The sequence below is a fragment of the Devosia sp. Z6_126 genome, from assembly GCF_058133495.1.
The window spans coordinates 781,113-795,966 of the sequence record NZ_JBYUNO010000001.1; the positions used below are offsets into that span (position 1 = coordinate 781,113).

Consider the following 14,854-nt stretch of genomic DNA (forward strand, 5'->3'; position numbering starts at 1 on the left):
CCGGATTCGATTCGTTAGATTGGGCTCTGTCGGGAGCTTAGTAGAATTGGCCGTTGCGGCGCCACCGCCAGCAATCAGATGAAGGGCGCATACGATAGTGGGATTACGGGCCCATTGCCGATTTCACGGAGCGCACGGTCATCGATTCAACTCCAAATTCGCAACTCGTAGTCCGAAACGGGCTGCCCTGCTTCACTTACTAGAGCGGCTAGCCGAGCGCGGTGACGGGAGTGCGCATCCCCCTGTCAACTGTTTGCTCCTGTTGAATTGATCCAGGAAAACGCAGACACCGCAGAACCAGTTTGCTCGTTGAGCTCGGCAACAACGGCATCGGCCCATTCAAACCAGTCCTTTACGGTCTTGTCCCCCACCACCGCATCCATCGGCGGTTGCGCAGAAGCCAATTTCGTCAGGTAACTCTTCAGGCGCTGGGCAGTCTCCCAGCGCTCTGCAAGCTTCATCAGTTCTGCCTTACGTGCTTCGTCGAGCACCCGTTGGCGTTCGATCTCTGCACGCGTTTCTCGTTCGAGGCGCCAACGCTCGGCCTCAGCATCTCGCTCCTTCTGCCAAGCCTTGAGGATTTCTGCCCCCTCAAACAAGCGATCCACGATCTGCGGAATTTGAGCTTCGAGGGGGCGTCGCTCCGTCTCTCTCCACTCCTCATTGTAAGGTCCTCGGAGGTATGTGCGAAGTGCGAATACAAGCGATCCGGTACCAACCAGCTCCATCGAAAGGTAGGAACTTCGCTTGTCATCCCTCGGGATCTTGACCTGCCGGGACTTCTCTCGAATCTGAAAATCGATCTTTTCACCCGAGATGGTTGCCCGTAGCAGCCCTTTGGGGCCCTCCGTAATCTCACCGCCGTCAGCTTCAACCGCTTTGAATATGGCGTCGAGAATTCGGTGTCGACGGCGATCCAAAGCAGTCCAGGAAGCTGGTGCCAAACGCATCTGCCAAGGGTCGCGTGACTTTGCCGCGTTTCGTGTGCGGTCTTCGTGATCCTGCAACCACTTGGAGATTAGTGAGTGGGGTTTTGCTAGGCGCTCATTGACGTGGACCAGTCGATCAGCAATTGGTGCTGGCAACTTCTCTTGTTCAACAACCACAGGCCGCTGTAAGCCCTTCCGCGTGCGGTCCTGGGCTTTGAGGGCGCTAAATCGATACGGTCTCCGCCCTCTCCTGTGGAGGGGAGTGGGATTGTTTCTACCGGCAAGCCCATCGCCTTCTTGGTCCAGTAGCCAGAGCCTGGATAAGGAATTTGGTTCGATTTGCAGAGTTGAGCTAAGAGGGTAGGCGAAGTGCCGAGATCTGGAGCCACCTTGCTCAGCGGTTTCAAAGAAACGAGCCGGTAGAGTTCAGAGCGACTTATCTGCATGTGGTCCGTTCACAAGAGCAAAAGGCAGCCGGTTGCGAGCGGGTTACTGTCGCGGCATTCTGTCCAAATTCAACAGGGTTCGTCGTGGTTACACAGAATACAAAGTCTGAACGGTGTGGACAGCGTTCTCAGCGTTGAACGAACGGGCACTGGATTGAATTCGAGCGCATGCTAAGCGGCTGCACGAACAGAGCAATTCCTGCCTTGCCAAACTGAGGGTATAATCAACCCGTCACTCCAGTTCACCGCAGTTCAGCTAAGTGCTGGCCCGTGCTGGGAATCCCAAGGTGCAGAAGGCGTAGCCAGCTACACATTGCTGTAACCGGATTTGAATTTCCTCCTATCGCTGAACAGGTTTTGGCTCTCCGCGTTGCGCGGCCGCAGCGCCCCGCTTGCTTGCGCCTGCAGTTCATCGAAAATCATGACAAAACTTTTGAACGTTCGGGGGACCCCAAACATTCTTGCGAGAGGCTGGAGCATTTGGCAGGGAGTTCGTCGCCTTGGCGTTTCCACTCTTCTGAAGAGGTCAACGATGAGAACCATACGACTGGGCCGAACAGGTCTTGAAGTTAGCCGTATATGCTTCGGCTGCATGTCGTTCGGCAAGGTGACCGAAGAGCGACCATGGGTCTTGGGGATCGAGGACGCTCGCCCGATGTTTCGCCGTGCCTGGGAAGCCGGCATCAATTTCTTCGATACAGCCAATGTTTATGCTCAGGGCACGAGCGAGGAGATCACTGGACAAGTCATCCAGGAACTTGCTCCGCGTGAGGAGATCGTGCTCGCCACCAAAGTTTTCGGCCGAATGCGGCCGGGGCCAAACGGCCAAGGCCTATCTCGCAAGGCCATCCTTGCCGAAATCGACAACAGCCTTAAGCGCCTCCGGACCGACTATGTCGATCTCTACCAAATCCACCGGTTCGACCCGTTCACACCGGCAGAGGAAACCATGGAGGCGCTCCATGATGTCGTTCGGGCTGGGAAGGCTCGCTACATCGGCGCCTCGTCGATGTGGGCTTGGCAATTCGCGAAGCTTCAACATGCCGCCGAACTGCACGGCTGGACCAAGTTCGTCTCGATGCAAAATCAGGTGAGCCTGACCTACCGTGAAGAAGAGCGCGAGATGATCCCGCTATGCATCGACCAGGGTGTCGCACTGCTACCCTGGAGCCCTCTTGGCGGTGGCAAGCTTACAAGACCGTGGGGTACAGAGACAAAGCGCGCCACAACCGACCGCTACAATAAGACGATGTATGAACAAACCCAAGGCAACTCTCGCGGGGTTGTGGAGGCGGTGGAGGAGGTAGCCAAGGCGCGCGGTTTGCCCATGGCGCAAGTGGCCATGGCGTGGGTTCTCCGAAAGCGGGGCGTCACTTCACCCATCGTTGGGGCAAGCAAGCTGTCTCATGTCGAAGATGCTATTGCCGCCGAAGAGCTGACGCTGAGCGATGAAGAGATCGCGCTGCTCGAAGCGCCTTACCAGCCGATTACGGTCAACGGTTTCTGACGGGAATGTGCCCTGCTCAGGAACGCCTTAACTCAACGGCTTCTCGGAAACGAGGATTACGCTTCCTCACGAGGTATCTGCATGAACTTCGTTGGGCACGTGCTGAGGACGCTAGGCATCCGGCTGCCAGTGGGTTCCTGTAGGGCAGTTCTCCGGATTTCAAAAGGCTTTGTAGTGGCTACGTGGCGTTCAAAAACAAATCGGTTCAGACTACGTTTCTGCCGCGAACCGACGGGCACTCGGGCGAAGCTTGATGCCAGCTACGGCGATGCTCGGACGCAGGTCTGCCCTGGCCACGATGAGGATAGTCCATGAAGTCGTTAGCCTAGAAAGCGCTAACGGAGATCGGAGTGTAGGGCGCTTCCAGCCGCTTGCACTCCTCTTCAGAGAGCGTCAGGCCGACGGATTCAATGGCATCATCCAGATGCCGCATCTTAGTCGCACCTACGATGGGTGCCGTGACACCAGGTCGCGACAGTACCCAAGCCAGGGCCAATATTGCCATGGAGACTCCGCGTTCCCGGGCGACAACTTCCAAAGCTCCGACGATGTCACGGCTGACATCCCGGTCTAGCGTCGCGCGGTGAAAGTTGTCGGTCTCGGAACGACTGGTTTCAGTGCCCCATGGCCGGGTGAGGCGCCCCCGCCCTTGAGGGCTCCAAGGGATGACGCCCACGCCCTGGTCACGACAGAGCGGCAGCATCTCTCGTTCTTCCTCGCGATAAAGCAGGCTCAGCTGGTTCTGCATCGAAACGAACCTGCTCCAACTGTGCCGGTCGGCAGTGTGCTGCATTTTGGCGAATTGCCATGCGAACATTGACGAGGCGCCGATGTAGCGAACCTTACCCCAGCGAACGAGGTCGTTCAGGGCCTCCATGGTCTCCTCTACCGGCGTAAGCGGATCGAAGCGGTGGATCTGATAGAGGTCAATGTAGTCTGTGCCCAGCCGCCGGAGACTGTTGTCGATCTCTGACAGAATTGCAGCGCGGGACAGTCCCTGGCCGTTCGGGCCTGGTCGCATCCGTCCGTTCACCTTGCTCGCCAGCACATACTGTTCGCGCGGCGCGAGCTCGCGCAGCAGTGTGCCGGTGATCTCTTCGCTGGTGCCATGGGAATAAACATTGGCGGTGTCGAAGAAGGTGATGCCGGCTTCCCACGCGCGCCGGAAGATCGGCCGAGCGTCATCAACATCAAGAACCCAGGGACGCTGGTCATTTGGCTTCCCAAACGACATGCATCCAAGGCAAATGCGACTGACCTCGAGGCCGGTGGTGCCAAGCCGGGCATATTCCATGCTGCAATCCTATGCGTGTGTGACGAGCTCGAGAGCGGGAGGGGCACTGCCCAAGAGAGATTTACACCATAGCTAAAGGGCAGTGGCAAACTTCCCAGGATTGATCTTTGGCAACCGTAACATATCGTCTCGAGGCTCTCTGCGCAGGCTGGTGGGGGGTGACGGCCGAGGACCCTACCCTACCCTTGTTTGAGGACGTCCTGCATGCGGCGGGTGAGCGTCTGTGAGAGCTCAAAGTAACCCTCCCACGCATCCGGACCCTGAGCCCGCTCGGCCGCTGCGAAGATGCCAAAGGCGTTGGCGCGATCTAGGCTGGCCAGTTCATCCCAGGTGACCGGCACAGCAACCGTGCCACCGGCGCGAGCCCGGGTCGACCACGGACACACCGCGGTACTGCCCTGACCATTACGGAGATAGTCGAGGAACATGCGACCTTTCCGCCGGGCTTTGCTCATATTAGCGACAAAGCGTTGCGGCTCGGTGCGGGCCAGCAGCTCGGCCAAGTTCTGGCAGAACGACTTGACCTCGTCCCAGTTAGCCTGCGGGATGAGTGGCACCACCACGTGCACGCCCTTACCACCCGAGAGCAGAGGCCAGGATTGCAGACCAATAGCTTCCAGCACGCCCTTGATATCTACCGCCGCTTGCTTGACGTGCTCAAAGCCAAGCCCCTCATCGGGGTCGATGTCAAATACCATGCGTTCAGGCAGATCAGGCTGCTGCCGGCGGGAGCCCCAGACATGGAACTCGAGGGTGTTCATCTGAACGCCACCAAGAAGACCCGCCAAATCCTCGATCCAAAGAATGCGGCTGTCCTTGCCCGACAGCTTGGTCAGCTCCCCTGCCCTGATGAAGCTTGGCATGCCTGGCAGCTGGTGCTTCTGGAAGAAGGTCTTGGTGAGGTCACCATCGGTATCCCGAACTAGGGATAGGGGCCGGTCTACGATATGGGGCAGCATGCAACCGGCAACCGCAGCATAGTACGCAGCCAAGTGCGCCTTGGTGATGGTGGTGCCCGGATACATGAGCTTGTCGGGATGGGAGAGCTTGATGCCTAGCGCCGTGGCTGTTCCGCTCCCCACCTCAGGATCCAAACTCGCAGCGGTTGCGACTGACAGTGTCGCTATTGATCGTTCCAACACAACCTGATCGGCACGCTTGTCTTCGCGCATCCCTTTAAAGCTTGGGTGCCGCAGTGACCCATCGGGGGTAATCTCGGCATAGGTGACTTCGGCAACCAGCTCCGGAGTAACCCAATGGGCCTTGCGGGCGATGTCGCGGGGCACCGACGCGAATGCCGGCTTGTCCAAGCGCCGCCTTTGCAGCTGCGCCAGGATCTTCTCGCGCATCTTGTCGGTAAAGCCAGTCCCGACCCGACCGCGGTACACCAGCTTGCCGTTCTCGTAGGTGCCCAAGATCAACGAGGCCATGCCTTTGCCGGTGTCGCTGGGTCGCCAGCCACCAACCACGAACTCCTGCCGCTTGGTGCACTTGATCTTGAGCCAGCCCGAGGTGCGGTCACCGACATAGGGACGATCTGCCCGTTTGGCGATAACGCCCTCATGCCCGCCCGCGCACATGGCGTCGAACACAGATTGTCCATTGTCGGCGATGTCCTCGGAGAACTGCAGGATGTCCTCGGGGCCGCGATCCCCAACAAGCTCGGCAAGCATGGCCTTGCGCTCGATCAGGGGCAATCCGGTGAGGTCACGGCCATCCACCTCGAACAGATCGAAAGCGTAGAACTTGAGCGGAATGCCCGCCGCAATGCCGGTCTTGAGCATGGAGAAGTTGGTGCGCCCTTGCCCGTCAATGGCAACAATCTCCCCGTCGATCAGCGCCGATCCCTCGGTGAGTTTCTGCAGCGGCTCAAGGATAACCTTGAACTGCTCGGTCCAGTCGTGCCCGTTCCTCGTATAGACCCGCACATCGGAGCCGGAGATGGCTATCTGCGCGCGATAACCGTCGAACTTCATCTCGAACAGCCAGTCCGGGCCTACAGGGATAGCCTCGGTCAAGGTGCAGAGCTGGAATGGGCGGAAGCTGGGGAGTGGGAGGGTAGATTCTGAGTCCCTGCGGGGTGACCGCTTCTTGCGGGGTGCGGCCTCTACGGCCTGCATGGGGCACTCAGGTACATCGGCGGATTTAATACAGCCGGACCGAATCCGTTCCGGCTGCCCAGCGTAGTAGTGATCGTTTCCGGCCCGCGCTGTTGCTGGCGGGACCAATGCGGGGCGGAGAACTGCGCACGGGAACAGCAAAACTCCAACGCTGCTTGACATATCATAATCTTGTCATACAAACGTTGAGCGAAACGAGCTTGGGTGTCAAAGTGCGTACGGCCATTGTCAATCTGGGATGCATTGTAAGTGGCGATTGGCGTAAGCCACTGATCAACGCCGATAGCATTGTGATGAACGATGGCTTGATCGAGAAAGTCGGCACTGTCGACGCCTCGGTGCTTGCCTCTTGCGATGTGGTGGTGGATGCGGGCGGCGCCACGGCCATGCCGGGCCTAATCGATTCCCATGTCCACATCACCTTCGGCGATTACACGCCCCGGCAGAAAACCGTGGGCTATCTCGAAAGCTATGTGCATGGCGGTGTCACTACCTCCATCAGCGCGTCGGAAGTTCATGTACCTGGCCGTCCTACCGATCCGGTGGGGGTAAAGGCGCTCGCAATTGCCGCTCAGCGCTGCTTTGCCAATTATCGTCCTGGAGGTATGCGCGTTTGGGCCGGATCGGTGATCCTTGAGCCGGGACTGACCGAGGCAGACTTCGCCGAGCTATCTGACGCCGGCGTCTGGCTCGCAAAGGCCGGCTTTGGGGCCTTTGCGGATCCAATGGAATATAAGCCGCTTGTCGACATGGCGCGCGACCATGGCATGATCACAACCATGCACACCGGTGGCGCCTCAATTCCGGGCTCCTCTCCTATCAATGGCGAGCATGTGCTGGCGATCAATCCGCACGTATCTTTTCATATCAATGGTGGCCCCGTCGCCATGCCGGATTCTCACTTCGAGCGCGTGGTGACTGAAAGCGAAGTTGCGCTTCAGCTCTGCACCGCCGGCAACCTCAGAACGGCCCTGTTGTGCACCCGTCAGGCGCTTGCGCACGACCAGTTTGACCGCCTGCTGATCGCAACCGACACTCCAACCGGCTCGGGCATCATGCCACTGGGTATGTTCTATACCATCACCCATCTCTCGAGCCTTTTGGACCTGCCGCCTGAAATGGTGATTGGCGCGGCGACGGGCAACAATGCCCGCGTCTATGGCCGCAATTCCGGCTTCCTCGCGCCCGGAAAGGATGCCGATTTGGTGCTGGTCGATGCGCCGCTTGGTGGCACCCAGGACACCGCGCTAGCCGCGCTGCGTCACGGCGATCCGGTGGCAGTGGGAGCCGTGTTTAGCGATGGCGTACCGCGCTTTATCGGGCGCAGCCGCAATACACCCGCGCCCACGCGTGCCATCCGTGTTGCCGAGAACCGCCTGCCACGCGATTTCAGCGGCACCGCGCACTAAGTCACCTCAAGGAGAAAGCCTGTGTCCGACAAAAATCGCGTGATCATCAGCGGCGGTGGGCCGGTGGGGCTGATCTGTGCACTAAGCTTGGCGCGAGCGGGGGTGCCGGTTACCGTGCTGGAGCGCTTTTCGAGGCTGCAGGAAGATCCCCGTGCGGCCACCACGCACCCCGCAACGCTTGAACTGCTTGGTGAACTGGGGCTCGAGGAAGAGATGCGCGTTGCGGGTCTCGTGGCGCCGATCTTCCAATTTTGGGACCGCCCGAGCGGGGATCTGGTCGCCGAGTTCGACCATGCCCTGATCGCCGACGAAACGGCCTACCCCTATGTCGTGCAATGCGAGCAGTTCAAGACGGCTCAGATCGTGCTCAAGCATCTTCAGGCCGAGCCTTCGGCAGAAGTGCTGTTCGAGCACGAAGTGGAAAGTTTCGTGGCGCACGATGATTGGGTAGACGTTACGGTGAAGACGCCGGAGGGGCACCGCCAGTTCGGGGGGCGATATCTCGTCGGTGCTGATGGTGGCCGGTCCACGGTGCGCAAGGGCGCCAATATCGAGTTTGGGGGCTTTACCTGGGACGAACAGTTTTTGGTACTCACCACCCCCTTCGATTTTCAGGCTAATCGCGGCTACTGCTTCCGCAGCTATTTTGCCGACCCGGACGAATGGTGCAATTGCTTCAAGGTGGCGGCGGACGGCCCGCCCGGACTGTGGCGTACGGTGTTTCCCACTTCACCGGACCAAACCGAAGCCGAGCTCATGTCTGATGAGGCGGTGCATGCCCGTCTCAAGCGCTTCTTCCCTAAGGAAGGCAACTACGAGATTGTGCATCGCAACCTTTATCGGGTGCACCAGCGGGTAGCTAAGACTTTCCGACAGGGGAGGATCCTTCTCGCCGGCGACGCGTCGCACGTCAACAACCCCATCGGCGGCATGGGTCTTAACGGCGGAATCCAGGATGCGGTCAATCTGGGTGAAAAACTCGCGCAGGTCTGGCACGGCGCATCCCATACGCTGCTCGATCTCTACGATCTGCAGCGCCGCAGCCTGACGGTCGACTTCGTGCAGGCGCAAACCATCCAGAACAAGAAGCGCCTCGAAGCCAAAGATCCAGAAACTCGCAAGGCCAATCTGGATGAACTGCGGCGTATCGCGGCCGATCCAGTTAGCGCCAAGGCGTATCTCATGCGGGCATCAATGCTGGAAGCCAACCGCAAGGTTGCCGACCTGCGAGCCGCTTGATCGGCCTCCCAGCAAAGGAGATGAACGTGCCGCAAGACCTCCGCGACAGCCCACTATTCCGCCAGCAGCTTTATATCGCGGGCTCCTGGTGCGATGCCCAGTCCGGTAACAGGCTGGAGGTCGAAGATCCCGCGACTGGCGCTGTCATTGGCACCATTTCAAATGCCGGCGCCGCTGAGACCCGTCGCGCCATCGAAGCGGCGCATGAAGCCTTTAAGAGCTTCAGCCGCATAACTGCCGCGGAACGCGCGGAGATGCTGCGGCGGCTTCATCAACTCATCCTAGACAATCGAGACGAGCTTGCGCGCATATTGACGCTTGAACAGGGTAAGCCGCTAGCAGAGGCGAAGGGCGAGGTCGGCATGAGCGCCGCTTACGTGCTGTGGTTTGCCGAAGAAGCTCGCCGGGTTTATGGCGAGATCATTCCCTCGCCCTGGCGCGAACGACGGCTGCTGGCCACGCGCCAGCCGGTCGGCGTCGTGGGCGCTATCACGCCTTGGAATTTTCCGTCCTCGATGCTGGCGCGCAAGATTGCCCCGGCGCTGGCGGCGGGCTGCACCATCGTATGCAAACCGGCGACGCAAACGCCTTATTCGGGTCTCGCTTGGGGCGAGCTCTGCGCCCAGGCCGGGTTTCCACCCGGCGTCGTTAATGTGGTCACCGGCTCGGCGCGTGAGATCGGTGGTGAACTCACTTCCAATCCGCTGGTCCGCAAAATCACCTTCACCGGCTCGACCGAGGTCGGCAAAGTCCTGCTGACCCAGGCGGCCGGCACCGTCAAGAAGGTGTCAATGGAGCTAGGCGGCAATGCCCCGTTTATTGTCTTCGACGACGCCGATATTGATCGCGCGGTGGACGGCGGAGTCAATGCCAAATTCCGCAATACCGGCCAGACCTGCGTGTGCACGAACCGCTTCTATGTCCAAGCCGGTGTTTATGACGCCTTCGTCGAAAAGCTCTCGGCCGCCGCCGAGCGGCTGCGAGTCGGAGCCGGAGTCGAGGACGGCGTGGAGCTCGGACCGCTAATCGACGCCAATTCCGTCGACAGGGTAGAAGAGCTCTTGACCGACGCCGTCGGCAAGGGCGGGCGCGTAGTGACTGGCGGCCAGCGCCACCACCTGGGCGGGAATTTCTTCGAACCCACCGTCATTGCCAACGCCACTGCTGGCATGCGCTTTTCGCGCGAGGAAATCTTCGGGCCACTAGCGCCGGTGTTCCGCTTTGAGACCGAGGAGGAGGCTATCCAGCTCGCCAATGACACCGAATATGGGCTCGCCTGCTACTTCTACACGCGCGATCTGGGCCGAGCCTTCCGTGTATCGGAAGCGCTTGAGTATGGCATCGTCGGCGTCAACGAGGGGCTCATCACCACCGAGGTCGCGCCCTTTGGTGGGGTCAAGGAATCCGGCATAGGCCGCGAAGGAGCGCGCCACGGCATCGAGGACTATCTCGAGGTCAAATATGTCTGCATGGGCGGCCTCGGCTTTCCAGCCGCCTAAAGGCCGAGCCGAGGAGAGTAGCTCTTGTCCGTCTTCGAATTGGCCGTAATCTTTGTATGCCTGGCTTGCGGCGGGATCCTAAAAGGCGCGACCGGCGCCGGGGCGCCGATCCTCGCCATCCCCGCCATGGCGGCGTTTCATGACGTGCGCTTCGCCATCGTCGTCATGACGGTACCAAACCTCGTCACCAATCTCATGCAAGCCTGGCAGAACCGGAAGCATCATTTGCGGGCCAGCTTCCTCGTCCCGTTTCTCGCTTCGGCCGCGATCGGCGTGGTGCTGGGCACCTGGGCCTTGGTGGGGTTGGACTCCAGGACCCTATCGCTGGTGGTGGCACTAGCCGTCCTGCTCTATCTTGTCTTGAGGGTCACGAAGGCAAATTGGCAGTTGAGCGCGCCGATGGCCGCCCGGTTGGCCGCGCCCTTCGGCTTCATGAGCGGAGTGGTGCAAGGGTCGGCGGGCATTTCGGCGCCAGTTTCACTGAGCTTCCTCAATGCCATGCAGCTAGACCGGCTCACCTTCATGAACACGGTATCTATGCTCTTCGTGACGTTCGTCGCGGTGCAGCTGCCGGCTCTTGCATTCACTGGCGTGCTGACCTTCAGCGGTTTTCTGCTCAGTTGCGCGGCGCTGCTGCCGATGCTCCTAGGCATGTCGTTCGGCGCCTTCCTCGGCCGAACGGTGTCGCGCGAGGCATTCGACCGGCTGATTCTGCTGCTCCTAGCGGGGCTTGCCGCCAAAATGCTCTGGGAAACCCTTGTGTCACCTTCGTAATATTGACTGTCATATTATTGTATGACAATAATCGGCATCTTTTCTGGAGCAGTCATATGGATCTCAATATCCGCCGCACCTTCACACTGATAGACGACAAGCGGGTCGAGGCCGGGCGGCGCGCTGAGACGCCGCTGCGCAAGGTCGCGGTAATCTATTTGCTCGAAAACCCTTATATCGGCCGCTATGTGGAAGACCTGTCGCCGCTGATCGAAGCCAGCGAGGGGCTGGGCAGGCAGATGGCGCACACGGCGCTGAGGGCACTCGATGGCATGCCAGTGCAAAGCTACGGCAAGGGCGGCGTCGTAGGCCTGGCGGGTGAGCAGGAACACGCTAATGCCCTCCTCACCACCACTTTCGCTAATCCATTCCGCGAGGCTATCGGCGGGGCTCAAGCTTGGATTTCGTCAATGACCAAGGTCGCGGCTCCAGGCGCGGTGATCGACGTGCCGATGAACTGCAAGGACGACGTCTATGTGCGCTCGCACTATGACGGCATGACGCTGCTCATTCCCGAGGGTCCGATGCCCGACGAAGTAGCAATAATCTTCTGCATGGGCACGGGCGGCCGGATCAATGCTCGCGTTGGCGGGCTGCGCTATGAAGACTTGCCGGCCTCCGCATGAGCCAGGCTGCCGCGCCGCACCCGCTCCTGGAAGAACCCGGCGCCCGTTATAGGGCGGGCGGGGTAACGCCGGCCGAGGTGCTAAACCTCTATCTCACCGCTATCGCGGCGCGCGAGGGGGAGGTCAAGGCGTTCACGGCGCTCAATCCCGACGGGGCTACCGCAGCAGCTGCTGCCTCGACCCGGCGTTGGGCGGAAGGCAAGCCGCTCTCAGCGATCGACGGAATGGTGATCGGCATCAAGGACGTGATCGAAACCGCCGACATGCCTACAGGGCAGGGCTCCCCGATTTGGGAAGGGTTTCAGACGAAGCGCGACGCGGCCTCGGTGCAGGCACTGCGTGAGGCAGGCGCCGTGGTCCTGGGGAAGACTACCACCACCGAATTTGCGACACGCCACAGCTTTGCCGATACGCGCAATCCGCATGACACCGCCCGAACGCCAGGCGGCTCCAGCAGCGGCTCAGCGGCAGCGGTGGGAGGCGGCATGCTGGATGCGGGGCTAGGGACGCAGGTCGTTGGGTCAATCCTCCGGCCGTCGAGCTATTGCGGCGCTGTCGGCTTCAAGCCCAGTTTCGGTGCGCTTAACCGGGGCGGCGCCAACGACCAGCTGAGCCAGAGTTGCCTAGGAACGATCGCTAAGACGCTGACCGGCGCCTGGGCCCTGGCGACGGAGATTGCCAAGCGCGTCGGCGGCGATCCGGGGCAGCCGGCGTTGCGCGGTGATGTGGCGGTGCCAGAGGCACGGCCGCCGAGCCGGATAGCCTTGCTGAGAACCGCCGGCTGGTCGCAGTTGACATCGGGGGCACGGGCGGCTCTGGACTCGGAACTGCGTCTCTTGCAGCGTGCAGGGGTGGAGGTCATCAGCGACACGGAAAACGCTGAACTCGCGATGCTGGAAACGGCGCTCGCCGAGGCCTGGCCGCTGACGGAACGGATTCTCTCCTGGGAATTCTCTTGGCCGCTGCGCAGCTATCCTTATGATCAGCTCAGCAAAACCATGCAGACGCGCCTAGTCGCAGGGCTGAAAATGAGCCTCGAGGACTACAAGGAGGCACTGGGGCGTCGCGAGGCAATTCGACAGCTCTTCGAGGGTGTCGCGGAGCGGGTGGACGGTTTCGTCACCTTGGCGGCCACCGGCGCGGCGCCGCGGCTCGATGACACTACCGGCAGCCCAGCAATGAACGTGCCGGCCTCGATCCTGGGCGCACCCGCCATCTCTCTGCCGATCCTCACGGATGGCGGCCTGCCGTTGGGAGTGCAACTGATCGGCAGATCGGGCAGAGACGCCGATCTCATAGGTCTCGCGCACTGGCGGCTCAACGGAGTTCAATGATGTACAAGCTGATGGTCGCCGACGTGGATTCCCCGTCCTATTTCGTCGCTACGGCGGCAGTGACGCTGGGGTTCTTTAAGGCCGAGGGCCTCACGGTCGAGTTCGTGCCCGAATACGGCGCCCAAAGGGGGCCCGAGATGCTGCGCGACGGCACCATCCACTTTTTTGGTGGACCTGCATTTGCTGCCACCCGTGCCTTTCCGATGTGGCAGGGGGCGAAGCTTCTCTGTGCTTTGTCCCAATACTCCTATTGGTTCATGGGTATCCGCAAGGATATCGACATCCCCCGCGGCGATATCGCAGCGCTTAAGGGTCTTCGTGTTTCGTCCTCGTTCAAGTTTCCGCGGACCGCATTGCGGCACATGTTTGCCGAGGCGGGGCTTGGTCACGACGATGTGCAGATCGTCGAGAGCCTCGCCACGGAGTCGGAATGGCACAGTCTTGATGGCGTTCGGGCCATTGAGCAGAACCATGCAGATGCCTTCTGGGGAAATGGAATGCGCTTGGCGCTGGCGGAAAAGGCGGGCCTAGCCAAGCTGCACCTGGACTTGAGGCGTGGCGATGGGCCGGTGGGCGCGCGGTACTACAATTTCGCTGCACTGACTGCGACCGATGCGCTGGTAAAAAACGAGCCGGAAGTCGCCGCTGCCGCGGTGCGCGCCATCCGGGCGACGCAGGTGGCGCTGCGGGCTGACCCATCCCTAGCGCGGCAGGTAGGCGACGCCCTCTTCCCTCAGGAGCAGGCCGGGCTTATTCCGGTGCTAGTAGAGCGGGATAGCCCATTTTACGATGCAAGCATCGGGCCCGAGGCTCTTAAGGGATTGAACCGCTTTGCCATGGCCAATCGCCTAAGCGACCGCGTGCTGGCAGATGATGAGATCGTGGCGACGCAGTTCAGTCCTTTCTGGACCAGCTAATCAGCTAGCGCCGCGTAGACTTTCGTCGATGTTTTCAAGCGAGATCTGCCGCACCGCGGCCTCCCGAGCCATGGCGACGTGGTTGGCTGCGGCCTTTTCAGCGCGCTGAGTGTCGCGAGCCATGATCGCGTCCGACAGTTCCTGGATCTCGGCAACGCTGAACTTGAGACGCCCCGGCACGCTTAACGACTTGCTGCGCAAAAAGGCTACTCGGGCCATCAGTTGGCGAACGACGCTCTGCAATACCGGATTGCCGGCGCCGCGTAGCAGGATTTCATAAAAGAGGCTCATGCTTGTGAGGAGCTTGTGGTGGTCCTCGGCCAGCGCGCCCTCGCCGAACTCGCGCGCAGCCACCATTAGCTTGTGGAACTCAATATCAGGGGCGCGCTCGATGAACGCGCGGACTACGGCCGTTTCGAAGATCGACCGGGTCTCGTAGATGGCCTCGGCCTCGGCGACGCTGATAAAGGCTACGATGGGCCCGCGGCGCGCCTCCACCGTGATCAGCTGTTCGCTTTCCAGCTGACGCAAGACTTCGCGCACAGAGGTGCGGCTAACGCCCAGAGCCTCGCACAGCTCGCGCTCAATCAGGCGCGTACCGGGCGGATACCAGCCCTCGATGATCGCATTGCGCAGTTTATCAAGGACCTGTTCGCGTAGCAGGGAGCGAGGCTGAACAATGCGTAGATCTGGCATGACCGGCGCCACCAACTCTTCTCCCTTGCGCAACCGATCTGCGGACCCGACTACCTTATTCATG

At 60.5% G+C, this 14,854-nt stretch carries 12 protein-coding genes; 8 read left to right on the forward strand and 4 right to left on the reverse strand.

Translation table 11 applies throughout. The features are described 5' to 3' along the window. Nucleotides 1-245 precede the first annotated feature (245 nt). Entirely contained in the window at nucleotides 246-1,106 is an 861-nt protein-coding gene (locus AC3YOG_RS03830) for a hypothetical protein (RefSeq protein ID WP_489934135.1), read from the reverse strand. 801 nt (nucleotides 1,107-1,907) lie between these two features. Between AC3YOG_RS03830 and AC3YOG_RS03835 the strand changes: the two genes are divergently transcribed. Then, nucleotides 1,908-2,882, forward strand: a complete 975-nt coding sequence (locus AC3YOG_RS03835) for an aldo/keto reductase (RefSeq protein ID WP_489934136.1) — start codon at nucleotides 1,908-1,910, stop codon at nucleotides 2,880-2,882. A gap of 325 nt (nucleotides 2,883-3,207) precedes the next feature. Here AC3YOG_RS03835 and AC3YOG_RS03840 read toward each other — a convergent pair whose 3' ends face one another. Together AC3YOG_RS03840 and ligD are read right to left on the reverse strand one after the other, a co-directional pair. Then, complete coding sequence (locus tag AC3YOG_RS03840) at nucleotides 3,208-4,176, reverse strand: aldo/keto reductase (protein ID WP_489934137.1); 969 nt, start codon at nucleotides 4,174-4,176, stop codon at nucleotides 3,208-3,210. A 179-nt stretch (nucleotides 4,177-4,355) separates the two neighbouring features. After that, nucleotides 4,356-6,194 (reverse strand): DNA ligase D, encoded by a 1,839-nt coding sequence (gene ligD, locus AC3YOG_RS03845; protein ID WP_489934138.1) that lies wholly within the window; start codon nucleotides 6,192-6,194, stop codon nucleotides 4,356-4,358. Nucleotides 6,195-6,508: 314 nt separating this feature from the next. Between ligD and AC3YOG_RS03850 the strand changes: the two genes are divergently transcribed. The 7 genes from AC3YOG_RS03850 to AC3YOG_RS03880 are packed head-to-tail and all read left to right on the forward strand — an operon-like array spanning nucleotide 6,509 to nucleotide 14,094. Next, the gene (locus tag AC3YOG_RS03850) at nucleotides 6,509-7,705 is read left to right on the forward strand and encodes an amidohydrolase family protein (protein ID WP_489934139.1); all 1,197 of its coding nucleotides are present in this window, start codon (nucleotides 6,509-6,511) and stop codon (nucleotides 7,703-7,705) included. Between the two features lie 21 nt (nucleotides 7,706-7,726). Further along, the gene (locus tag AC3YOG_RS03855) at nucleotides 7,727-8,944 is read left to right on the forward strand and encodes an FAD-dependent oxidoreductase (protein ID WP_489934140.1); all 1,218 of its coding nucleotides are present in this window, start codon (nucleotides 7,727-7,729) and stop codon (nucleotides 8,942-8,944) included. A 20-nt stretch (nucleotides 8,945-8,964) separates the two neighbouring features. Then, on the forward strand, nucleotides 8,965-10,443 hold the full coding sequence (locus AC3YOG_RS03860) for an NAD-dependent succinate-semialdehyde dehydrogenase (RefSeq protein WP_489934141.1): 1,479 nt from the start codon (nucleotides 8,965-8,967) through the stop codon (nucleotides 10,441-10,443). Between the two features lie 39 nt (nucleotides 10,444-10,482). Beyond that, the gene (locus tag AC3YOG_RS03865) at nucleotides 10,483-11,217 is read left to right on the forward strand and encodes a TSUP family transporter (protein WP_489934549.1); all 735 of its coding nucleotides are present in this window, start codon (nucleotides 10,483-10,485) and stop codon (nucleotides 11,215-11,217) included. A 56-nt stretch (nucleotides 11,218-11,273) separates the two neighbouring features. Then, nucleotides 11,274-11,843, forward strand: coding sequence for an amino acid synthesis family protein (locus AC3YOG_RS03870; RefSeq protein WP_489934142.1), 570 nt, complete (start codon nucleotides 11,274-11,276; stop codon nucleotides 11,841-11,843). Beyond that, entirely contained in the window at nucleotides 11,840-13,177 is a 1,338-nt protein-coding gene (locus AC3YOG_RS03875; RefSeq protein ID WP_489934143.1) for an amidase, read from the forward strand. The genes AC3YOG_RS03870 and AC3YOG_RS03875 overlap by 4 nt, the downstream gene beginning before the upstream one ends. After that, entirely contained in the window at nucleotides 13,177-14,094 is a 918-nt protein-coding gene (locus AC3YOG_RS03880; protein ID WP_489934144.1) for an ABC transporter substrate-binding protein, read from the forward strand. The genes AC3YOG_RS03875 and AC3YOG_RS03880 overlap by 1 nt, the downstream gene beginning before the upstream one ends. On the opposite strand, the gene AC3YOG_RS03885 is transcribed toward AC3YOG_RS03880, so the two are convergent. Next, entirely contained in the window at nucleotides 14,095-14,853 is a 759-nt protein-coding gene (locus tag AC3YOG_RS03885) for a GntR family transcriptional regulator (protein ID WP_489934145.1), read from the reverse strand. Between the last annotated feature and the right edge of the window lies 1 nt (nucleotide 14,854).